Source organism: Streptomyces rhizosphaerihabitans (genome assembly GCF_025399795.1).
GTDB classification, from domain to species: Bacteria; Actinomycetota; Actinomycetes; order Streptomycetales; family Streptomycetaceae; genus Streptomyces; species Streptomyces rhizosphaerihabitans.
In genome coordinates this window covers 1-15,580 of sequence record NZ_JAODTZ010000037.1, presented here as the reverse complement: position 1 = coordinate 15,580, position 15,580 = coordinate 1, and the positions used below count along the sequence as shown (strand labels likewise).

Sequence of the window (15,580 nt, the reverse complement as noted above, 5' to 3'; positions counted from 1 at the left end):
TCCCGTCCCCATTTCGTGGTGCGCGGCGCGTGCCGCCGCGACCACGCTCTCTCCGGTCCGCGGGTTCACCGATGCCGGTGGCGGACACTGGACGGGGCAGGATGGACGAGCACCCGGCCGGACAGGCGGGCCGGCGACGGAAGGCAGGGCGTATGACCCACCCGATCACCGTGGGCGTGGACGGATCACCCGAGAGCAGGGCGGCGCTGGCCTGGGCGGGACGGGAGGCCCTGCGCCGGGGTGTGCCCCTGCGGGTGGTGTACGCCTGGCACTGGCCGCCGCACGACATGGTCGGCGGTGGTGACCGGGAGGACCAGGCACGCTGGGTGCGCGGCATGATCGAGGACGCGGCCCGCACGGTGACCGACCGGCACGGCGACCTGCCGGTGACGGTGGACGTGATCGACTCCGTCGGAGGCGACGTGGTCGAAGCGCTGCTGGGCGTCGTGGCCGGGACCGGGGCCCTGGTCCTCGGGTCGCGCGGATACGGCGCGTTCGTCGGCTTCCTGCTCGGTTCCGTCGGACAGCGGGTGATCTCCGAGGCGCCCTGCCCGGTCGTGCTGGTGCGTTCGGAGGACCGCCCCGAAGCGGAAGCGGGCGGCCGGGAGATCGTCGTGGGCCACCAGGGCGGCCCACAGGACGGTGAGGCCGCTCTCCGGTTCGCGTTCGAGACCGCGGCGGCCCGTGGCGCCGGGGTGCGAGCGGTACGGGCCTGGAGCCTGCCGCCGGTGTTCGCCTACAGCCCCGGTTCGCTCAAGATGCTGGACGAGGTCGGCGGGCTGGAGCCGTACGAGAGGAAGGCGCTGGCCGAGGCACTCCAGCCGTGGCGCGAACGCTTTCCCGAGGTGCCCGTCACCCAGCACATCGAGATGGGCAGCGCCGGCCAGGTGCTGCTGTCACTCTCCGACCGGGCCCAGCTGATGGTCGTCGGGCGCCGTGCCGACCGCTCCGCGGTGGGCACGCGGATCGGTTCGGTGGCCCACGCGGTGATGCACCATGCGCCCTGCCCGGTGGCGGTGGTTCCGCACTCCTGAAGACCCGTCGGAACGCGGCCGATTCGCCGTCGGCCGCTTGCAGGTCCCCGAGGCGTAATCGGTGTTGAGGCCCGGTGCGGGCGGTGCGGGCGGTGCGCGGCACGGCCCCGGTGACCCGGAGGACGGGCCGGCGCAGGTTCCCGGGCTCCGCCGAGGCCGTCCCGGCCGAGTACCGGTCCCTGACGCCCGGAAGTCCAGCCCGGTTCGGCCGTGTACGCGTCGGTGCACGCGGTGACGTGAGACCAGGTGGTCCCCGACCGGCTGCGCGGCGGCTACGTGTTGTCGGCCCGGGACATCCGCAGGGCGAGGTCCTGGAGCAGATCGGCTGTCGTGACGTCGGTGCGCCCGGAGTCGTGGAGGTCGGCGAGTTCGGAGAAGAGGAACGCGAAGGCGCCCACCAGCGAGATGGCGGCGGGCAGATAGGCGTCGGCGACCGCCTGCCCGGCCTCCGCCGGTCCGGCGTCGCCGGGCACCTCGACGCGCGGGAACACCTCGGTGACGAGCGCGCCCAGGTTGTTCTCGGCCGACTCGACCCCGTCCTCCTCGTCCTGGGCGATCCTGCGCACCATGGCGTTGGTCTCGGTGAGCACGCCGATGGCGCGCAGGATGATCTCCGTCTGTTCCATGCCGTGAGCCTAAACGGGCGAAGCCCCGCTGTGACAGGGATCTTGGTCTCGGGATGGTAGACAGGGCCCATGAACGACATCTCCCGCGCCCGCCGGGCCGCCGCGCGATGACCGCAGGCATCGACACCCCCGACCGTCGGGGCCGCACCGGACTCGATCAGGCGGGCCGTGACCTCACCGGCAACCCACGGGTCAAGATCCGCGACGTACAACTCCTGTCCTGTCACTGGTACGTGGAGCGCACCACCACCTTCGACCTCCAGCTCGCCGACGGAACCTGGAGCACCCAGGAGCGCGAGACCCACGATCGCGGCAACGGAGCGACCCTCCTGCTGTACGACGCCGACCGTGAAACCGTGCTGCTGACCAGGCAGTTCCGCTATCCCGTGTACGTCAACGGGCATCCGGACGGCATGCTGATCGAGACCCCGGGCGGCCTCCTCGACGAGGCGGACGAGCACCCCGAGGTCGCCGTACGGCGTGAGGTCATCGAGGAGACCGGCCACACCGTCGGCGCGGTGGAGCACGTCTTCGACGTCTACATGAGTCCGGGTTCGGTCACCGAGCGGGTCAGCTTCTACGCCGCCTCCTACGGCCCGTCCACCCGCACCCATGAGGGCGGCGGGCTCGACGAGGAGGGCGAGGACATCGAAATGGTCGAACTTCCCTTCCGTGACGCCCTGGCGATGGTCCGCACCGGGGAGATCGCCGACGCCAAGACCATCATGCTGTTGCAGTGGGCCGCTCTGGAGGGCCCGTTCAAGAAGGCTTGACTTGGAGAGCACTTCAGGTTCCAGACTCCCGTTCGGGCCCGGACACTTCGGGCCGGAACGGGAGGCACACCATGCGCTACCGCACCATCGGCACGGACCCGGGGACCCGCCGTGAGGTGAGCATGCTCGCGCTCGGCGCGATGCGGTTCGGCTCACTGACCGACGAGAAGACCTCCTTCGCCGTACTCGACCGCTATGTCGAGGCCGGCGGCAACTTCATCGACACGTCCGACAACTACGCCTTCTGGACCGACGGCGGCCAGGGCGGGCAGAGCGAGGAACTGCTCGGACGCTGGCGGCGCAGCCGGGGCATCGGCGACGAGATCGTCCTCGCGACCAAACTCGGCGCACGGCCGCTGGCCCCCGGCACCGACTACGTCGACAACCCCGAGGGGCTGTCCGCCAAGGTGATCCGCGAGGCGTCCGAGCGGAGCCGGGAACGCCTCGGCGTGGAGAGGATCGATCTTCTGTACGCGCACATAGAGGACCGCGCCGTCGCCCCGGGCGAGACGGTCGGTGCGTTCGCCGAACTCGTCGCGGAGGGCGCCGTCGGACTGCTCGGGGTGAGCAACCACGCGATCTGGCGCGTGGAGCGGGCCCGCGCCCTGGCCGCCGCGGCCGAACTGCCCGGCTACGAGGTCCTCCAGTACCACCACAGCCTTCTGCGCCCGCGCTCCGACATCCCGAGCGGACTCTTTCCGGAGGGCGGTCTCGGCGCGGCGACCGGGGAACTCGTCAGCTACCTGGGGGCCGAGCCCGGCCTGACCCTGGTGGCCTACTCGCCGCTGCTGGGCGGCGGGTACGGGCGGCGTGACAAGCCGCTGCCCTCCGACTACGACCACCCGGGAAACGCCGCCCGGCTCACCGTGCTCCAGGAGGTGGCGAAGGAGACGGGAGCGACTCCCAACCAGGTCGTGCTGGCCTGGCAGATCGGTGGCGAGCTGCCGGTGATCCCGCTGGCCGGTGCCTCCTCGGTGGCCCAACTGGACGAGAACCTGGCCGCGGCGGACCTGGAACTCACTCCGGACCAGCGGGCCCGCCTGGACGCGGCCCACTGACACCTTCGGACCGGGCACGGCCGATGGGCGATCCGACCGGGCACGGCCGGCGATCCGTACGGCACCCGTTACAGGCGTTCGTCACCCCGGGGCGTTCGGCGGGTGGTGAGCAGCAGGGCGATGTCGTCGGGGCGCTCGTTGGCCTGCCGGGCCTCTGCGGTGAGCAGATCGGCGGCGCGGGACAAGGAGGGACCGCCCGATCGGAGGTGCTGCGGGGGGCCCGCCTCGGCCAGGGTCGCGCGAAGCGCCTCGACACCTTCGTCGATGTCCGTGCCGGGCCGCTCGACCAGTCCGTCCGTGTAGAGGGCCAGCACGGCCTCGGGCTCCAGCATCAGATCCGTCACGGGGTAGTCGGCCCGCGGGTCGACGCCGAGCACCACACCGCCGGGCAGGTCCAGGACCTCGGTGCGGCCGTCGGGATGGCGCAGCAGCGGCTGCGGATGCCCGGCCCGTGCGGCCTGTGCGACACCGGTCAGCGGGTCCACCCGGACGTAGCAGCAACTCGCGAACTGGCCCGGATCGAGGTCGATGAGCAGCCGGTTGGTGCCGCTCATCACCTCGTCCGGAGGATGGTCCCCGAGGGCGAACGCCCTTACCGCGCTGCGGAGTTGACCCATGGTCGCGGCTGCCTGGACGCCGTGACCCTGGACGTCCCCGATGACGAGGGCGAGCCCGTCGCCGGCCTCGACGACGTCGTACCAGTCACCGCCCACGTCCATGCCGACGGTGCCGGGCAGATAACGGCCCGCCGTCTGCACCAGGGGGTGCGCCGACAGGCGGTGCGGCAGCAGGGCCTCCTGGAGCCCCCGGGCGAGCGCGGACTCGTTGTCGTAGCGCCGCGCCCGTTCCAGGGACTGCGCGATCAGGCCGGCGAGCGCGGTGAGGACCGTACGCTCCTCGGTGGTGAAGGTTCGGGGCCGGTCGAACCCGAGGATGCAGGAGCCGACCGGGCGTCCGGAGGCGATCAGCGGAAGGAAGGCACGGGCCCCGACCGTGGCGTCCAGGGCGATGCCCGGATAGGCGGCGGCCAGCTGTTGCATCGACTCGAAGAAGAGCGGCCGGCCGCTGGTGAGCGCCTCGACCCCAGGAAGTTTGGCGTCCAGGCCCACGCCGTCGAAGGGGGCGAGGAACCCCTGCGGGAAGCCGGTCTCCCAGGCCAGATAGAGCCGGCGGTCCTGGAGCAGATAGATGGCGAGGCGGCGGCTGCCGAACGCGGGCAGCAGCTCGCGCATCACCACCTCGGACACCTGCCGCGCGGTCACGGCCTCGGTCAGCGCTATCGCGAGGACGATGGGCCGGTACTGCGGCGCCGTGCCCGAGACACCGGTGTCGGGCTCCTCTAGGCCGGCCCGTACGGCCTGGGTCGCCTCCGCTTCGAAGGGAGCGTTCCCGGTTGCCTCCGCTGCCCGTCCCAGCGGCGTGATCTTGCAGGTCACACCGCGGGGGCCGGGATACACGGAGAAGCTCAGCCAGGTTCCCTTCAGGTGTCCCGGAGAGGTCTCGGTGCCGCTCCCCAGTGGGCTCCGGGCCCGGAAGTGCACCGGGTCCGGCGAGAGCAGCGCACTGCGCAGATGATCCTCGTACGCAGGATGGTCCATCCAAGGCACCACGTCCCACAGCAGCCGCCCCAGCAGCTCGGCGCGTGGGCGGCCGAGCAGTGCGGCGGCGCGGGGATTGGCGTAGGTGATCAGCCCGAGCCGGTCGATCGCGAAGACGCCCTCCGGGAGCTGGTCCGCCGCTCCGTCCGCGGCCGGTCCCGGTCCCGGGTCGACGAGCGCGCCGCTGACTCGGTACGGCGGGACGCCCGCTCCCCCCGCGGTCCACAGCTCGAGGAGCCGCAGTCCGCCGCCGCCGGTGCGTACCGGCATGGGATGGGGCGGCGGCCGACCGGCCGCGGTCTCGCGCAGGGCGGCCAGCAGCAGCCGGGGATCGTCGTGGGCCAGCGCGTCCGCGAAGGCCTCGGGCGTCCCCGCGAAGTCCTCCTGGGGGATCCCGAGCAGGGCCCACAAGGCGTCGTCCGCGATCAGCGAACCGTTGCCCGGATCCCAGGTGAAGCCCCCGACGCAGCGGGTGGAGGGGCCGTCGGCGGGCGGCCGCGTTCCGAGGGGCTCCCGGTCCCACAGGACCGAGACCCCGTCCCGGTTCAGCAGGGCCAGGCCGGCCCCGAGCTCCTCCGCCACCGCTGTCATCCGGTCGCGGTCGGGCAGGACCTCGGTGGCGTCCGAGGCCGGAGGGCGCAGCACCGTGAGGACGCCGTAGGGGGTGGAGCCGCCCACGACCGGCACGTAGAGCGAACCGAACTGGAACGGCAGCCCCGCCGCGAGCTGCGGATAGCGGCGCATCGTCTCCGCCGGATCGGCGAGCAGCACCTCCACGCCGAGCCGATGGGCGTCCGCGACCGGAAACGGCCGGTCCACATGCATACGCCACCAGGGGCGGAAGAGCGGGCCGGGCAGCCCCGCGAGCACCGCGAGACGCAGCAGGCCGGGCGTATTGGAGCGCAGATAGACGCCGCCCGCGAAGCCGCGGGCAGCCCGGATCGCATCCGTCACCGCGTCACTGAGCAGAGCGGCCAGGCTGTCCAGCGCCTGGCCGTCACGCTCGGCGCTCCCTGTCATCGATCTGCCCTCGTCCGCCCGCCACCAGGGGGGTAACACAGCAAGAATGCGCCTCTCAGGTCCCTGACCGCACCTCGGTGTCCTTCGCGGCACCACGGCACGAGGCCATTCTTCCCGGCCGCGCCCGGATGTGCCCAGCGTGAACGTACCGGGTCGGGCGTGGTTCAGGAGCTGTCCGGAAGCGAGTGATTCAGGAAGCCGGGCCGCGCACCAGTGTCTCGGCGGCGACGGCCGCCACGGCCTCGGCCAGCGCGCCGAGCGCGGGGAAGTCGAGCTTCCACTGCTGCCAGAACAGCGGAACGTCGACGCCCCGGCCCGGTACGAGGTGGACCAGTCTCCCGGCGCGCAGCAGCGGTTCGGCCTGGACGTCGGGCACCATGCCCCAGCCCAATCCGGCCACGACGGCATCGACGAACCCCTCCGAGGTGGGGACGAAGTGGCGCAGGGCGCTCGCTCCCGGACCGCCCGCGAGGGCGCGGACGAAATCGTCCTGGAAGTCGTCGTTGCGGTCGAAGGCCACCACCGGGGCCGCGCCGATCACCTCGCGCAGGGGTGTGCCGGTCGAGGTCCCGAGCCACTGCTCGGCGCAGCCGGGGCTCGCCACCGGCAGATAGCGCATCCGCCCGAGGGCCCGGACGGAACAGCCGGTCACCGGATCGGGCGACGACGTCACCGCTGCCATCACCGTTCCCTCGCGCAGCAGGGCGGCGGTGTGGTCCTCGTCCTCGCGGCGCAGTTCGAAACAGAGCCGGAGTTCTGGCGGCACGCGGGTGAGTGCCGGCAGGAACCAGGTCGCCAGCGAGTCGGCGTTCACCGCGATCGACAGCCGTGTGGGCTCGCCGGATCCGGACATGCCGAGCTCGGCGTGCGCGTCGCGCTCCAGCCGGGCGAGCCGGCGCGCGAAACGCACCACGATCTCGCCGGACTCGGTCGGCCGCACCGGCTTCGTCCGCATCAGCAGGACCCGTCCGGTGCGCTGTTCGAGTGACTTGACCCGCTGGCTCACCGCCGAGGGCGTCACATGGAGCGCCGTGGCCGCCGCGTCGAAGGTGCCCTCGTCGACCACCGCGAGCAGGGTGCGCACCTGGTCGAGGGGGAGTTCCGCCATCACGAGCGCTAATGTTACGTAAGAATCTTTAGCTGTACTCCTGACGAGGCGTTTTCTAGCGTCGAAGACATGACAGACGCCCTCACCACCGCGATCGCCGGATTCGGCACCGGCCTCTCCCTCATCGTCGCCATCGGCGCGCAGAACGCCTTCGTCCTGCGTCAGGGCATCCGCCGGGACGCGGTCCTCGCCGTGGTGGGTATCTGCGCCCTGTCCGACGCGCTGCTCATCGCGCTCGGGGTCGGCGGGGTCGGCGCGATCGTGGTGGCCTGGCCCGCGGCGCTCACCGCGGTCGGGCTGATCGGCGGCTGTTTCCTCATCGTCTACGGAGTCCTCGCCGGCCGGCGGGTGCTGAAGCCCTCGGCCCTGCGGGCGGCGACCGTGTCCCCCGGCTCCTGGCGCCGAGCCGTTCTCACCTGCCTCGCCCTGACGTGGCTCAATCCGCATGTCTACCTCGACACCGTGTTCCTGCTCGGCTCGCTCGCGGCCGACCGCGGATCGCTGCGCTGGACGTTCGGGCTCGGCGCGGCGCTCGCCAGCCTGTGCTGGTTCGCGGCCCTCGGGTTCGGCGCCCGGCTGCTCGGCCGCTTCCTGGCCCGGCCCGCGTCCTGGCGGGTGCTGGACGGCCTGGTCGCCACGACGATGATCGCGATGGGCGCCACCCTGATCGCGGGCGCCTGAGCCGCCGCGACCGCCCTGCACCGCCGTACATCGGTTGTCCGTCCGGGCCCGCGAGGCTCGGCGCGGGGAGCCCGGTGCACCAGTTCGTCCCCCCGGGGGACACAAGCCGCCGACGCTCGGCCATAGTGATCCCCGAATCGAAAGATGTATCGAGCAACCAGGGTGAGCGTGGACACGAGCCAGAGCAGTACGGACAGCGGCGCCACGGCGCCCGACGGGAGCGCGGAAGCCGAGCGGCCCAGCCGCACCGGATGGCGCCGCTGGGCCATGGACACCCGGCCGCTGCGCCGCCCCGCCTACCGTCGGCTGTGGACGTCGACCGCCGTCACGTCCGTGGGCAGCCAGCTCACCGCCGTCGCCGTGCCCAAGCAGATCTACGACATCACCGGCTCCTCGGCCTGGGTCGGCTACGCGAGCCTCGCCGGCCTGCTGCCCCTGGTGGTCTTCGCCCTGTGGGGCGGCGCGATCGCCGACAGCGTGGACCGCCGCAAGCTGCTCCTCCTCACCAACACCGGCATAGCCGTCACCTCACTGCTCTTCTGGGTCCAGGCCGCCACCGGACTGGAGTCGGTGCTCGTCCTGATGGTTCTGCTCGCCGTCCAGCAGGCGTTCTTCGGCCTCAACTCCCCGGCCCGCAGCGCGTCCATCGCCCGGCTCGTCCCGGCGGACGAGCTGCCCGCCGCCAACGCGCTCGGCGCGACCGTCATGCAGACCGGCTCGGTGGCCGGGCCGATGCTCGCCGGTGCGCTCATTCCCCTCATCGGGCTGCCCGAGCTGTATCTGATGGACGCCCTCGCCCTGTGCGTCACCGTGTGGGCCGTCCTGCGGCTCCCCGCGCTGCCACCCCTCACGGGAGCGTCCGCCCAGCGCGCGGGCCTGCGCGAAGTAGTGGCCGGGTTCCGCTACATCGCCCTGCACAAGGTGCTGCTGCTGTCCTTCCTCGCCGACATCATCGCCATGGTCTTCGGCATGCCGCGCGCCCTGTTCCCACAGCTCGCCGCCGAGACGTACGCCCCGTACGGCGAGGGACTGGCGCTCGGACTGCTGTTCGCGGCGATCCCCATCGGCGCGGTCCTCGGCGGACTGATGTCGGGCACCTTCTCCCGTGCCCGCCGGCACGGTCTGATGGTCATCCTCTCCGTCGTGGCCTGGGGCGCGGCCATCACCGGATTCGGGCTCAGCGGCAGTCTGTGGATCGCCGTGGCCTTCCTGGCCGTGGCGGGGGTCGCCGACATGGTCTCCATGGTCTTCCGCGGCGCGATCCTGCTGTCCGCCGCCACCGACGATATGCGCGGACGGCTCCAGGGCGTTTTCACGGTCGTCGTCGTGGGCGGCCCGCGTGTCGCAGACGTCCTGCACGGTACGGCCGGCTCGGCGTTCGGGGCACCCGCCGCGGTCGCCGGCGGCGGCCTGCTGGTGGTCGTCGCGGTGCTTGCGCTCGCATTTGTCACACCGGCCCTGAGGCGTTACACAATCTGAATAGTGATCTGAATACGGAATGGACCTTGGTGGTTCTAGAGTGACCGCCATGGGGGACACGCGACCTACCTCGGAATTCCACGCGCAGAACATCAGCGCGGACAGCACCGCCCGTCTGGTGGGCGCCCTGGATGCTCAGGACGTCAACGACGGCGTACAGCGCCTGCGTTCCTGGGCACACGCGGCACTGGCCGTACGGCCCGGAGAGCGGGCGCTGGACATCGGCGCGGGCACCGGCTCGCAGACCCGGCGTCTCGCGGCCGCCGTGGGTCCCCGGGGCAGGGTGCTCGGCATCGAGCCGAACCCCGGAGTGCGCGCCGTGGCCGAACAGCGGGGGACCGAGGAGCGCAGCGCCGCCCGCTTCGCCGACGGTGACGCCCTCGCCCTGCCGCTGCCCGATGCGACGGTCGACGTGGTGTGGTGCGAGCGGGTGCTCCAGCACCTCGTGGAGCCGGAGAAGGCCGTCTTCGAGATAGCGCGCGTGCTGCGCCCCGGCGGGCGGGTCGCCCTGCTGGACACCGACTGGGCGACCACGATCCTGCACCCCGGCGACCCCGAGACGATCGCCGCGCTCACCACCGGCGCGCTGTCCGCGGCCGCCGACCCGTACTCCGGACGCAAGCTGGTGGGACGGCTGTCGGCCGCCGGGATGGTCATCGACGACCGTGGATCGCAGGCCCTGCTCCAGGATCACACCTCGGTCGCCTGGCCGCTCATCCGCATGCTGGGCGATTCGGCGCTGCGCCGTGGACTCATCGGCGAGACGCAGCGCGACCGCCTGTACGAGGACCTCACCGAGGCCGCGCGACAGGGCGGCCTGCACATGTCCGTGACGATGTTCGGGGCCGTGGCGCACCGTCCGGAATGATCCTGTACGGGTTCGCGGCGTACCGTCGGGAATGATCCGGAATACAATGGGATGGCCGTCGCTGACGGACTAGTACGCAGATTTCCCCTGGTATTGGGGGTACGCGAACACCATGTACACCGCGAGCCATGATCTGATCGCAGCAAGTTCGACGCTGAACGCGGGCGCCGCCTTCATCGGCGGCCTCATCATCGCCGGCGCGCTCGTCTGGGCCGTCCGGATGGGCATCAGGGTGCGGAACCTGGAATCGCGCCCGCCCACCGCCGAAGAGCAGCCCAGGTTGCCCGACGGCGGGGCGGTGCACGAGGAGCGGGAGATGCGAGAACCCGACGAGGTCCCGCACGCCGCGGACGAGAGCGAACGGCTGATGCCGTACAACATGCACTCCGCGAGTACCAAACACGCCGATGACCAGCATCGTAAGCGCTGGCAACCGGGATCCAGCGGGTCCTTCGGCAGCGGCGGACCCGGCAGAACCTGACCGGGACGCGAAGGAGCCGACCGCCGCGAGCGGCCGGCTCTTTCACGTGCACACGGGATGCGGTCTCCTTCACGTGCGTGCGGGAGACCGGCTCACCACGCCGGGCCTACGGGTGGCCGGTTCCCCGCGCGTGGCGCAAGGGTTCGCCCCCTTGCGTACGGCGCACGGGGGCGAAACCTGACGTACAGCGCGTGGGGGCCGCACCTCACGCGTCACGCCTCCGGGAGATCGGCCGCCGAGTCCTCGGGAGCGAGGCCGGGACGCAGCCGCTGGTCAGTCTCCCAGCGCCTGGGCGATGAGCGTCTGCAGGTGCAGTCCGCGGTGGGCGTCGAGTTCTCCGGGCCGGCCCGACCGGACGGCCGTGGCGAACTCGCGGCGCAGTACGGGCCAGGACTCCTCGTGGTCGATGGCTCCGCCGTCGAAGACCAGCTCGGGATGGCGGCCGAACAGCTCGATGCGGGTGATCCCGCGCTCGACGTCGACCGAGCCCGACAGCGAGGCCTGGCTCACGGTGCCGTTGTCGTGCTCGCAGGTGAGTTCCAGCCAGCGGCGCGGGTCCCCGGCGCCGCGCACCCGGACGATCGGTCCGAGAGCCGCGTCCAGCAGATCGAGGAGGTGCGGCCCGAGGTCCAGCAGCGCCCCGTGCTCAAGACGCCACGGGGTCGCGAAGTCGCCGCCGAGGAAGGCGCCACTGAGGCAGCAGGAGCGCGCCCCCGAGACGTCCAGGGCCTGTGCCTCGGCGAGGAACCGTCGGGTGGCCGGGTGATAGCGGTTCGTCAGCACGAGCTGGGAGACCACGCCCGAGGCGTCGATGGCGTCCACCAGCCGCCGCGCCGAGGCCGGATCGAGCGCGAGCGGCTTCTCCAGGAGCAGGGCTTTGCCCGCCTCGGCGGCCCGCACGGCGAGTTCCGCCTGCACCGATGGCGGCACGGAGAAGGCGACCGCCTCGCAGTCGTCGAGCAGTTCCTCGAACGTCGCGGCGACGGTGGCACCGTGCGGCGCCGCCGTTTCGCGGGCGGCTTCCGGCCGACGCGCCCATACCGACGTCAGCCGCGTCTCGGGTCCGGCGGCGAGCACCCGGGCGTGCACGGCCCGCGCCCAGGGGCCCGCGCCGACGAGCCCCACCCTGACGGGGGCATGAGTCCAGCTGTTCGACGTGGTGGTCACGGACATCTCCTCTGCGCTGTACGGGGCCTGACGCACCGTAGATCGGCGGCGGCGCCGACGTGGGAGCGACGGCGGCGGCCGGGCGTCGGATCTTCGGACGTGTGGACAGACTCCACCACGGTGTCGCGGTGCTCGGCCAGCGGGTGGATCTCGTGGGTGTGCCTCCCGGCACGCCGGGCACAGGGAGCGCGTCAGCCGGGCGTACGTGGAGCGGCAGTCGGGCGTACGGGGAGCGCGGGAACCCGGCGTGCATACACGCAAAGCGCGCCTCTGTCGGCCCCGACCTGCCACGGGCCATCATGCGGGGCATGGATCCCACACAGGACAAAGCAGGCTCCGCGGGCGGTTCGGGTCTGCCCGCGCTGCCGGAGGACTGGGAGCGATGTCTCGCCGTGGCCGCTCACCCGGACGACATCGAGTACGGCACCGCCTGTGCCGTCGCGCGCTGGACGGCACAGGGCAAACAGGTGAGCTATCTGCTCGCAACCAGGGGAGAGGCCGGCATCGACGGCCTGCACCCGGACCGGGCGGCACCGCTGCGCGAGGCCGAGGAGCGGGCCGGTGCCCGGCAGGTCGGCGTCGAGACCGTCGAGTTCCTCGACCACCGCGACGGCGTCGTCGAGTACGGGCTCGGGCTGCGCCGGGAGATCGTGCGCGCGATGCGCCGGCACCGGCCCGAGATCGTGGTGTCCGGCGCGTTCACGGTGCGGATGATCGGCGGCATCACCAACCAGGCGGACCACCGGGCGGTGGGCCTGGCCGCCCTCGACGCGGCCCGCGACGCGGGAAACCGCTGGATCTTCCCCGAACTCGCCGACGAAGGTCTGGAGCCCTGGAACGGCATCCGGATGGTGTGCATCGCCGGACCGGAACAGCCCACCCACGGCGTCGATGTCACCGGTGAGCCCCTGGAACGCGGCATCGCCTCGCTGGAGGCACACGCCGAGTACACCAAGGCTCTGGGAGCGGGCGCCTTCGAGCCGCGGCCGTTCCTCACCTGGGCGACCGGCATGGGCGGATCGGCGCTCGGCGTCGAGTCCGCCGTCCTCTTCGATGTCCACCAGCTCATCCCCGACGGTCCGCCGCCCTGGGTGTGAGCGCGACAGGTCCGCCTGCCGGTACCGGTACGGACACACGGACCAGGACGGGTCCGGGCACAGCGACCGGGACGGACCCGGGCCCGTCCTCGAAGCGGCCACCCACTGACGGAGCGCCACTCAGGCCCGTACCGCACGGGCGCAACTTGACCTGATCGTGAGGGTTGGCGCCGGGAGGGACTCATAGGCTGTGCGCGAGTGATCACCGTCGAACCGGAGGAGCGAACGTGACACCACGCCCGCAAGAGGCCGCACGACGCACAACTGTCCTTCGCCGCGAAGCCGTTGTCGCGGCCGTCCCCGTGGCCCTCGCCGCGCTGCTCACCGCGGCCGGACCGGCCGCGGCGGCCGGGACCGTGGGCTCCCTCGGCGCGGGAGACCCGTACTTCCCTCTCTCGGGCAACGGCGGATACGACGTCCACCACTACGATCTGACGCTCGGCTACGACCCGCACAGCCGCCACCTCGACGGCAAGGCGGTCATCACCGCCAGAGCCACCCAGCGGCTGACCCGCTTCGACCTCGACCTCAGCGGGCTGAAGGTCACCGGCGTCACCGTCGACCACGCCAAGGCGGCCTTCCGCCGCGACGGGCAGGAACTCGTCGTCACCCCGCACAAGGCCCTGCGCACAGGCCAGGAGTTCCGCGTCACCGTCACCTACTCCGGCACCCCGAAGCCGGTCACCGACCCCGACGGTTCGCTCGACGGATGGATTCCCACCGACGACGGCGCGTTCGTGGCCGGTGAACCCCAGGGCGCGATGACGTGGTTCCCCGCCAACAGCCACCCCACGGACAAGGCGTCGTACGACTTCACGCTGACCGTCCCCAAGGGGCGTACCGCTGTCGCGAACGGTGTCCTGCTCAGGCAGCGGACCGCACACGGCCGGACCACCTTCCGCTGGCGGCAGTCCGAGCCGATGGCGGCCTACCTCGCCACGGCCACCGTCGGCACGTTCAAGGTCGAGCAGTACACCACCCGCGACGGCCTCAAGGTCTACAACGCGATCGACCCCCGCGAGGTGGCCGCCGCGGCCCCGGTCGTGAAGAAGCTGCCGTCCGTCCTGGCCTGGGAGAGCAAGCTCTTCGGCCCCTATCCCTTCCGGGCGGCCGGAGCCATCGTCGACCGGGCGCCGCAGGTCGGCTACGCCCTGGAGACCCAGACCCGGCCCGTGTACGACTCCGCGCCCGACCTGGAGACCCTGGTCCACGAAAGCGCGCATCAGTGGTTCGGCGACTCCGTCACCCTGACCAAGTGGAAGGACATCTGGCTCAACGAGGGCTTCGCGACCTACGCCGAGTGGCTCTACACCGAGCAGCACGGCGGCAAGAGCGCGCAGCAGACCTTCGACTCGCTGTACGCCACCCCCGCGGGCAAGGACCTCTGGGCGTTCCCGCCCGGCGATCCCGGCAGCGGCGAGCACATCTTCGAGACACCCGTCTACGCCCGCGGGGCCATGGTCCTGCACAAACTGCGCACGGCCGTCGGCGATCCCGTGTTCTTCCGCGTCCTGCGCTCCTGGGCCGCCGGCCACCGTGACGGGCACGGCACGACGGCCCAGTTCATCAAGCTCTCCGAGCGGGAGTCCGGCAAGAACCTCTCCGGTCTCTTCCACACCTGGCTCTCCACGGCGGGCAAGCCCGCCTCTCCCTGAGGCGGGCCTGCCCGGGTGGCTGCGGTACGGCTCAGGCAGGCCGCAGCCACACCGTCGCGAGCGGCGGCAGCGTCAGCTCGATGCTCGTCGGACGGCCGTGCATGCCGATCGCCTCGGCCTTCACCGGCTCGGGGTTGGTGATGTCGCTGCCGCCGTAGCGGAGAGTGTCGGTGTTGAGGACTTCGCGCCAGGCGGGGATGTCCTCGGGGACGCCGAGGCGGTAGTTGTGGCGGACTGCGGGGGAGAAGTGGGAGACGGCCAGGAGCGGGGTGCCGTCGGCGGCGTGGCGCAGGAAGGCGAAGACGTTGTCGTCGGCGGCGTCGCCGGTGATCCAGGTGAAGCCGGAAGGATCGGTGTCGCGCTCCCACAGGGCGGCTTCGGCGCGGTAGACGGTGTTGAGGTCGCGGACCAGGTCCTGGACGCCACGGTGGTCGGGTTCGGCGGCGTAGGCGGGGTCGAGGAGCCACCAGTCGGGGCCGTGGGCCTCCTTCCATTCACCGCCCTGGGCGAACTCCTGCCCCATGAAGAGGAGTTGCTTGCCCGGGTGGGCCCACATGAAGGCGAGGTAGGCGCGCAGGTTGGCGCGTTGCTGCCACCAGTCGCCGGGCATCTTGGAGACGAGTGATTGCTTGCCGTGCACGACCTCGTCGTGGGAGATCGGCAGGACGTAGTTCTCGCTGTACGCGTACACCATCGAGAACGTCATCTCGTTGTGGTGGTACTTGCGGTGGATCGGCTCGTGCTGGATGTACTCGAGCGAGTCGTGCATCCAGCCCATGTTCCACTTCAGCCCGAAGCCGAGCCCGCCCTCGGAGGTCGGGCGCGTGACACCGTCCCAGGCGGTGGATTCCTCGGCGATGGTGACGACGCCGGGGTTGCGGCGGTAGACGGTGGCGTTCATCTCCTGGAGGAATGCCACCGCGTCGGGGTTGTCC

General features: G+C 71.7%; 14 protein-coding genes. 9 read left to right on the top strand and 5 right to left on the bottom strand.

The window, feature by feature from the left end:
* Positions 1 to 152 precede the first annotated feature (152 nt).
* Entirely contained in the window at positions 153 to 1,034 is an 882-nt protein-coding gene (locus N4G66_RS30140; protein ID WP_261707415.1) for a universal stress protein, read from the top strand.
* Between the two features lie 272 nt (positions 1,035 to 1,306).
* Here N4G66_RS30140 and N4G66_RS30135 read toward each other — a convergent pair whose 3' ends face one another.
* The gene (locus N4G66_RS30135) at positions 1,307 to 1,660 is read right to left on the bottom strand and encodes a hypothetical protein (protein ID WP_261707414.1); all 354 of its coding nucleotides are present in this window, start codon (positions 1,658 to 1,660) and stop codon (positions 1,307 to 1,309) included.
* 107 nt (positions 1,661 to 1,767) lie between these two features.
* Here N4G66_RS30135 and N4G66_RS30130 point away from each other — a divergent pair, with 107 nt between their 5' ends.
* Complete coding sequence (locus N4G66_RS30130; protein WP_261707413.1) at positions 1,768 to 2,433, top strand: NUDIX domain-containing protein; 666 nt, start codon at positions 1,768 to 1,770, stop codon at positions 2,431 to 2,433.
* A 71-nt stretch (positions 2,434 to 2,504) separates the two neighbouring features.
* Positions 2,505 to 3,491, top strand: a complete 987-nt coding sequence (locus tag N4G66_RS30125; protein WP_261707412.1) for an aldo/keto reductase — start codon at positions 2,505 to 2,507, stop codon at positions 3,489 to 3,491.
* Between the two features lie 68 nt (positions 3,492 to 3,559).
* Here the strand turns inward: N4G66_RS30125 and N4G66_RS30120 are convergent, their stop codons facing one another.
* Together N4G66_RS30120 and N4G66_RS30115 are read right to left on the bottom strand one after the other, a co-directional pair.
* Positions 3,560 to 6,109, bottom strand: a complete 2,550-nt coding sequence (locus tag N4G66_RS30120; RefSeq protein ID WP_261707411.1) for a SpoIIE family protein phosphatase — start codon at positions 6,107 to 6,109, stop codon at positions 3,560 to 3,562.
* A 190-nt stretch (positions 6,110 to 6,299) separates the two neighbouring features.
* Positions 6,300 to 7,220 carry a LysR family transcriptional regulator ArgP gene (locus tag N4G66_RS30115; protein WP_261707410.1) on the bottom strand — a complete coding sequence of 307 codons (921 nt, stop codon included), beginning with the start codon at positions 7,218 to 7,220 and terminating at the stop codon, positions 6,300 to 6,302.
* 66 nt (positions 7,221 to 7,286) lie between these two features.
* Between N4G66_RS30115 and N4G66_RS30110 the strand changes: the two genes are divergently transcribed.
* From N4G66_RS30110 to N4G66_RS30095, 4 genes are all read left to right on the top strand, one after another.
* A complete protein-coding gene (locus N4G66_RS30110; RefSeq protein ID WP_261707409.1) occupies positions 7,287 to 7,898 on the top strand; it encodes a LysE/ArgO family amino acid transporter in 612 nt (203 codons plus the stop codon).
* A gap of 168 nt (positions 7,899 to 8,066) precedes the next feature.
* Entirely contained in the window at positions 8,067 to 9,377 is a 1,311-nt protein-coding gene (locus N4G66_RS30105) for an MFS transporter (RefSeq protein WP_261707408.1), read from the top strand.
* 49 nt (positions 9,378 to 9,426) lie between these two features.
* Positions 9,427 to 10,245, top strand: a complete 819-nt coding sequence (locus N4G66_RS30100; RefSeq protein WP_261707407.1) for a methyltransferase domain-containing protein — start codon at positions 9,427 to 9,429, stop codon at positions 10,243 to 10,245.
* Between the two features lie 112 nt (positions 10,246 to 10,357).
* On the top strand, positions 10,358 to 10,726 hold the full coding sequence (locus N4G66_RS30095) for a DUF6479 family protein (RefSeq protein WP_261707406.1): 369 nt from the start codon (positions 10,358 to 10,360) through the stop codon (positions 10,724 to 10,726).
* Between the two features lie 273 nt (positions 10,727 to 10,999).
* Here N4G66_RS30095 and N4G66_RS30090 read toward each other — a convergent pair whose 3' ends face one another.
* Complete coding sequence (locus N4G66_RS30090) at positions 11,000 to 11,893, bottom strand: Gfo/Idh/MocA family protein (RefSeq protein WP_261707405.1); 894 nt, start codon at positions 11,891 to 11,893, stop codon at positions 11,000 to 11,002.
* 308 nt (positions 11,894 to 12,201) lie between these two features.
* Here N4G66_RS30090 and N4G66_RS30085 point away from each other — a divergent pair, with 308 nt between their 5' ends.
* Together N4G66_RS30085 and N4G66_RS30080 are read left to right on the top strand one after the other, a co-directional pair.
* Positions 12,202 to 12,990, top strand: coding sequence for a PIG-L deacetylase family protein (locus tag N4G66_RS30085; RefSeq protein ID WP_261707404.1), 789 nt, complete (start codon positions 12,202 to 12,204; stop codon positions 12,988 to 12,990).
* A 227-nt stretch (positions 12,991 to 13,217) separates the two neighbouring features.
* Positions 13,218 to 14,645, top strand: coding sequence for a M1 family metallopeptidase (locus N4G66_RS30080; protein ID WP_261707403.1), 1,428 nt, complete (start codon positions 13,218 to 13,220; stop codon positions 14,643 to 14,645).
* A gap of 31 nt (positions 14,646 to 14,676) precedes the next feature.
* Here the strand turns inward: N4G66_RS30080 and N4G66_RS30075 are convergent.
* The coding region (locus N4G66_RS30075) for an alpha amylase C-terminal domain-containing protein (protein WP_261707402.1) at positions 14,677 to 15,580 on the bottom strand (904 nt) is incomplete at its 5' end.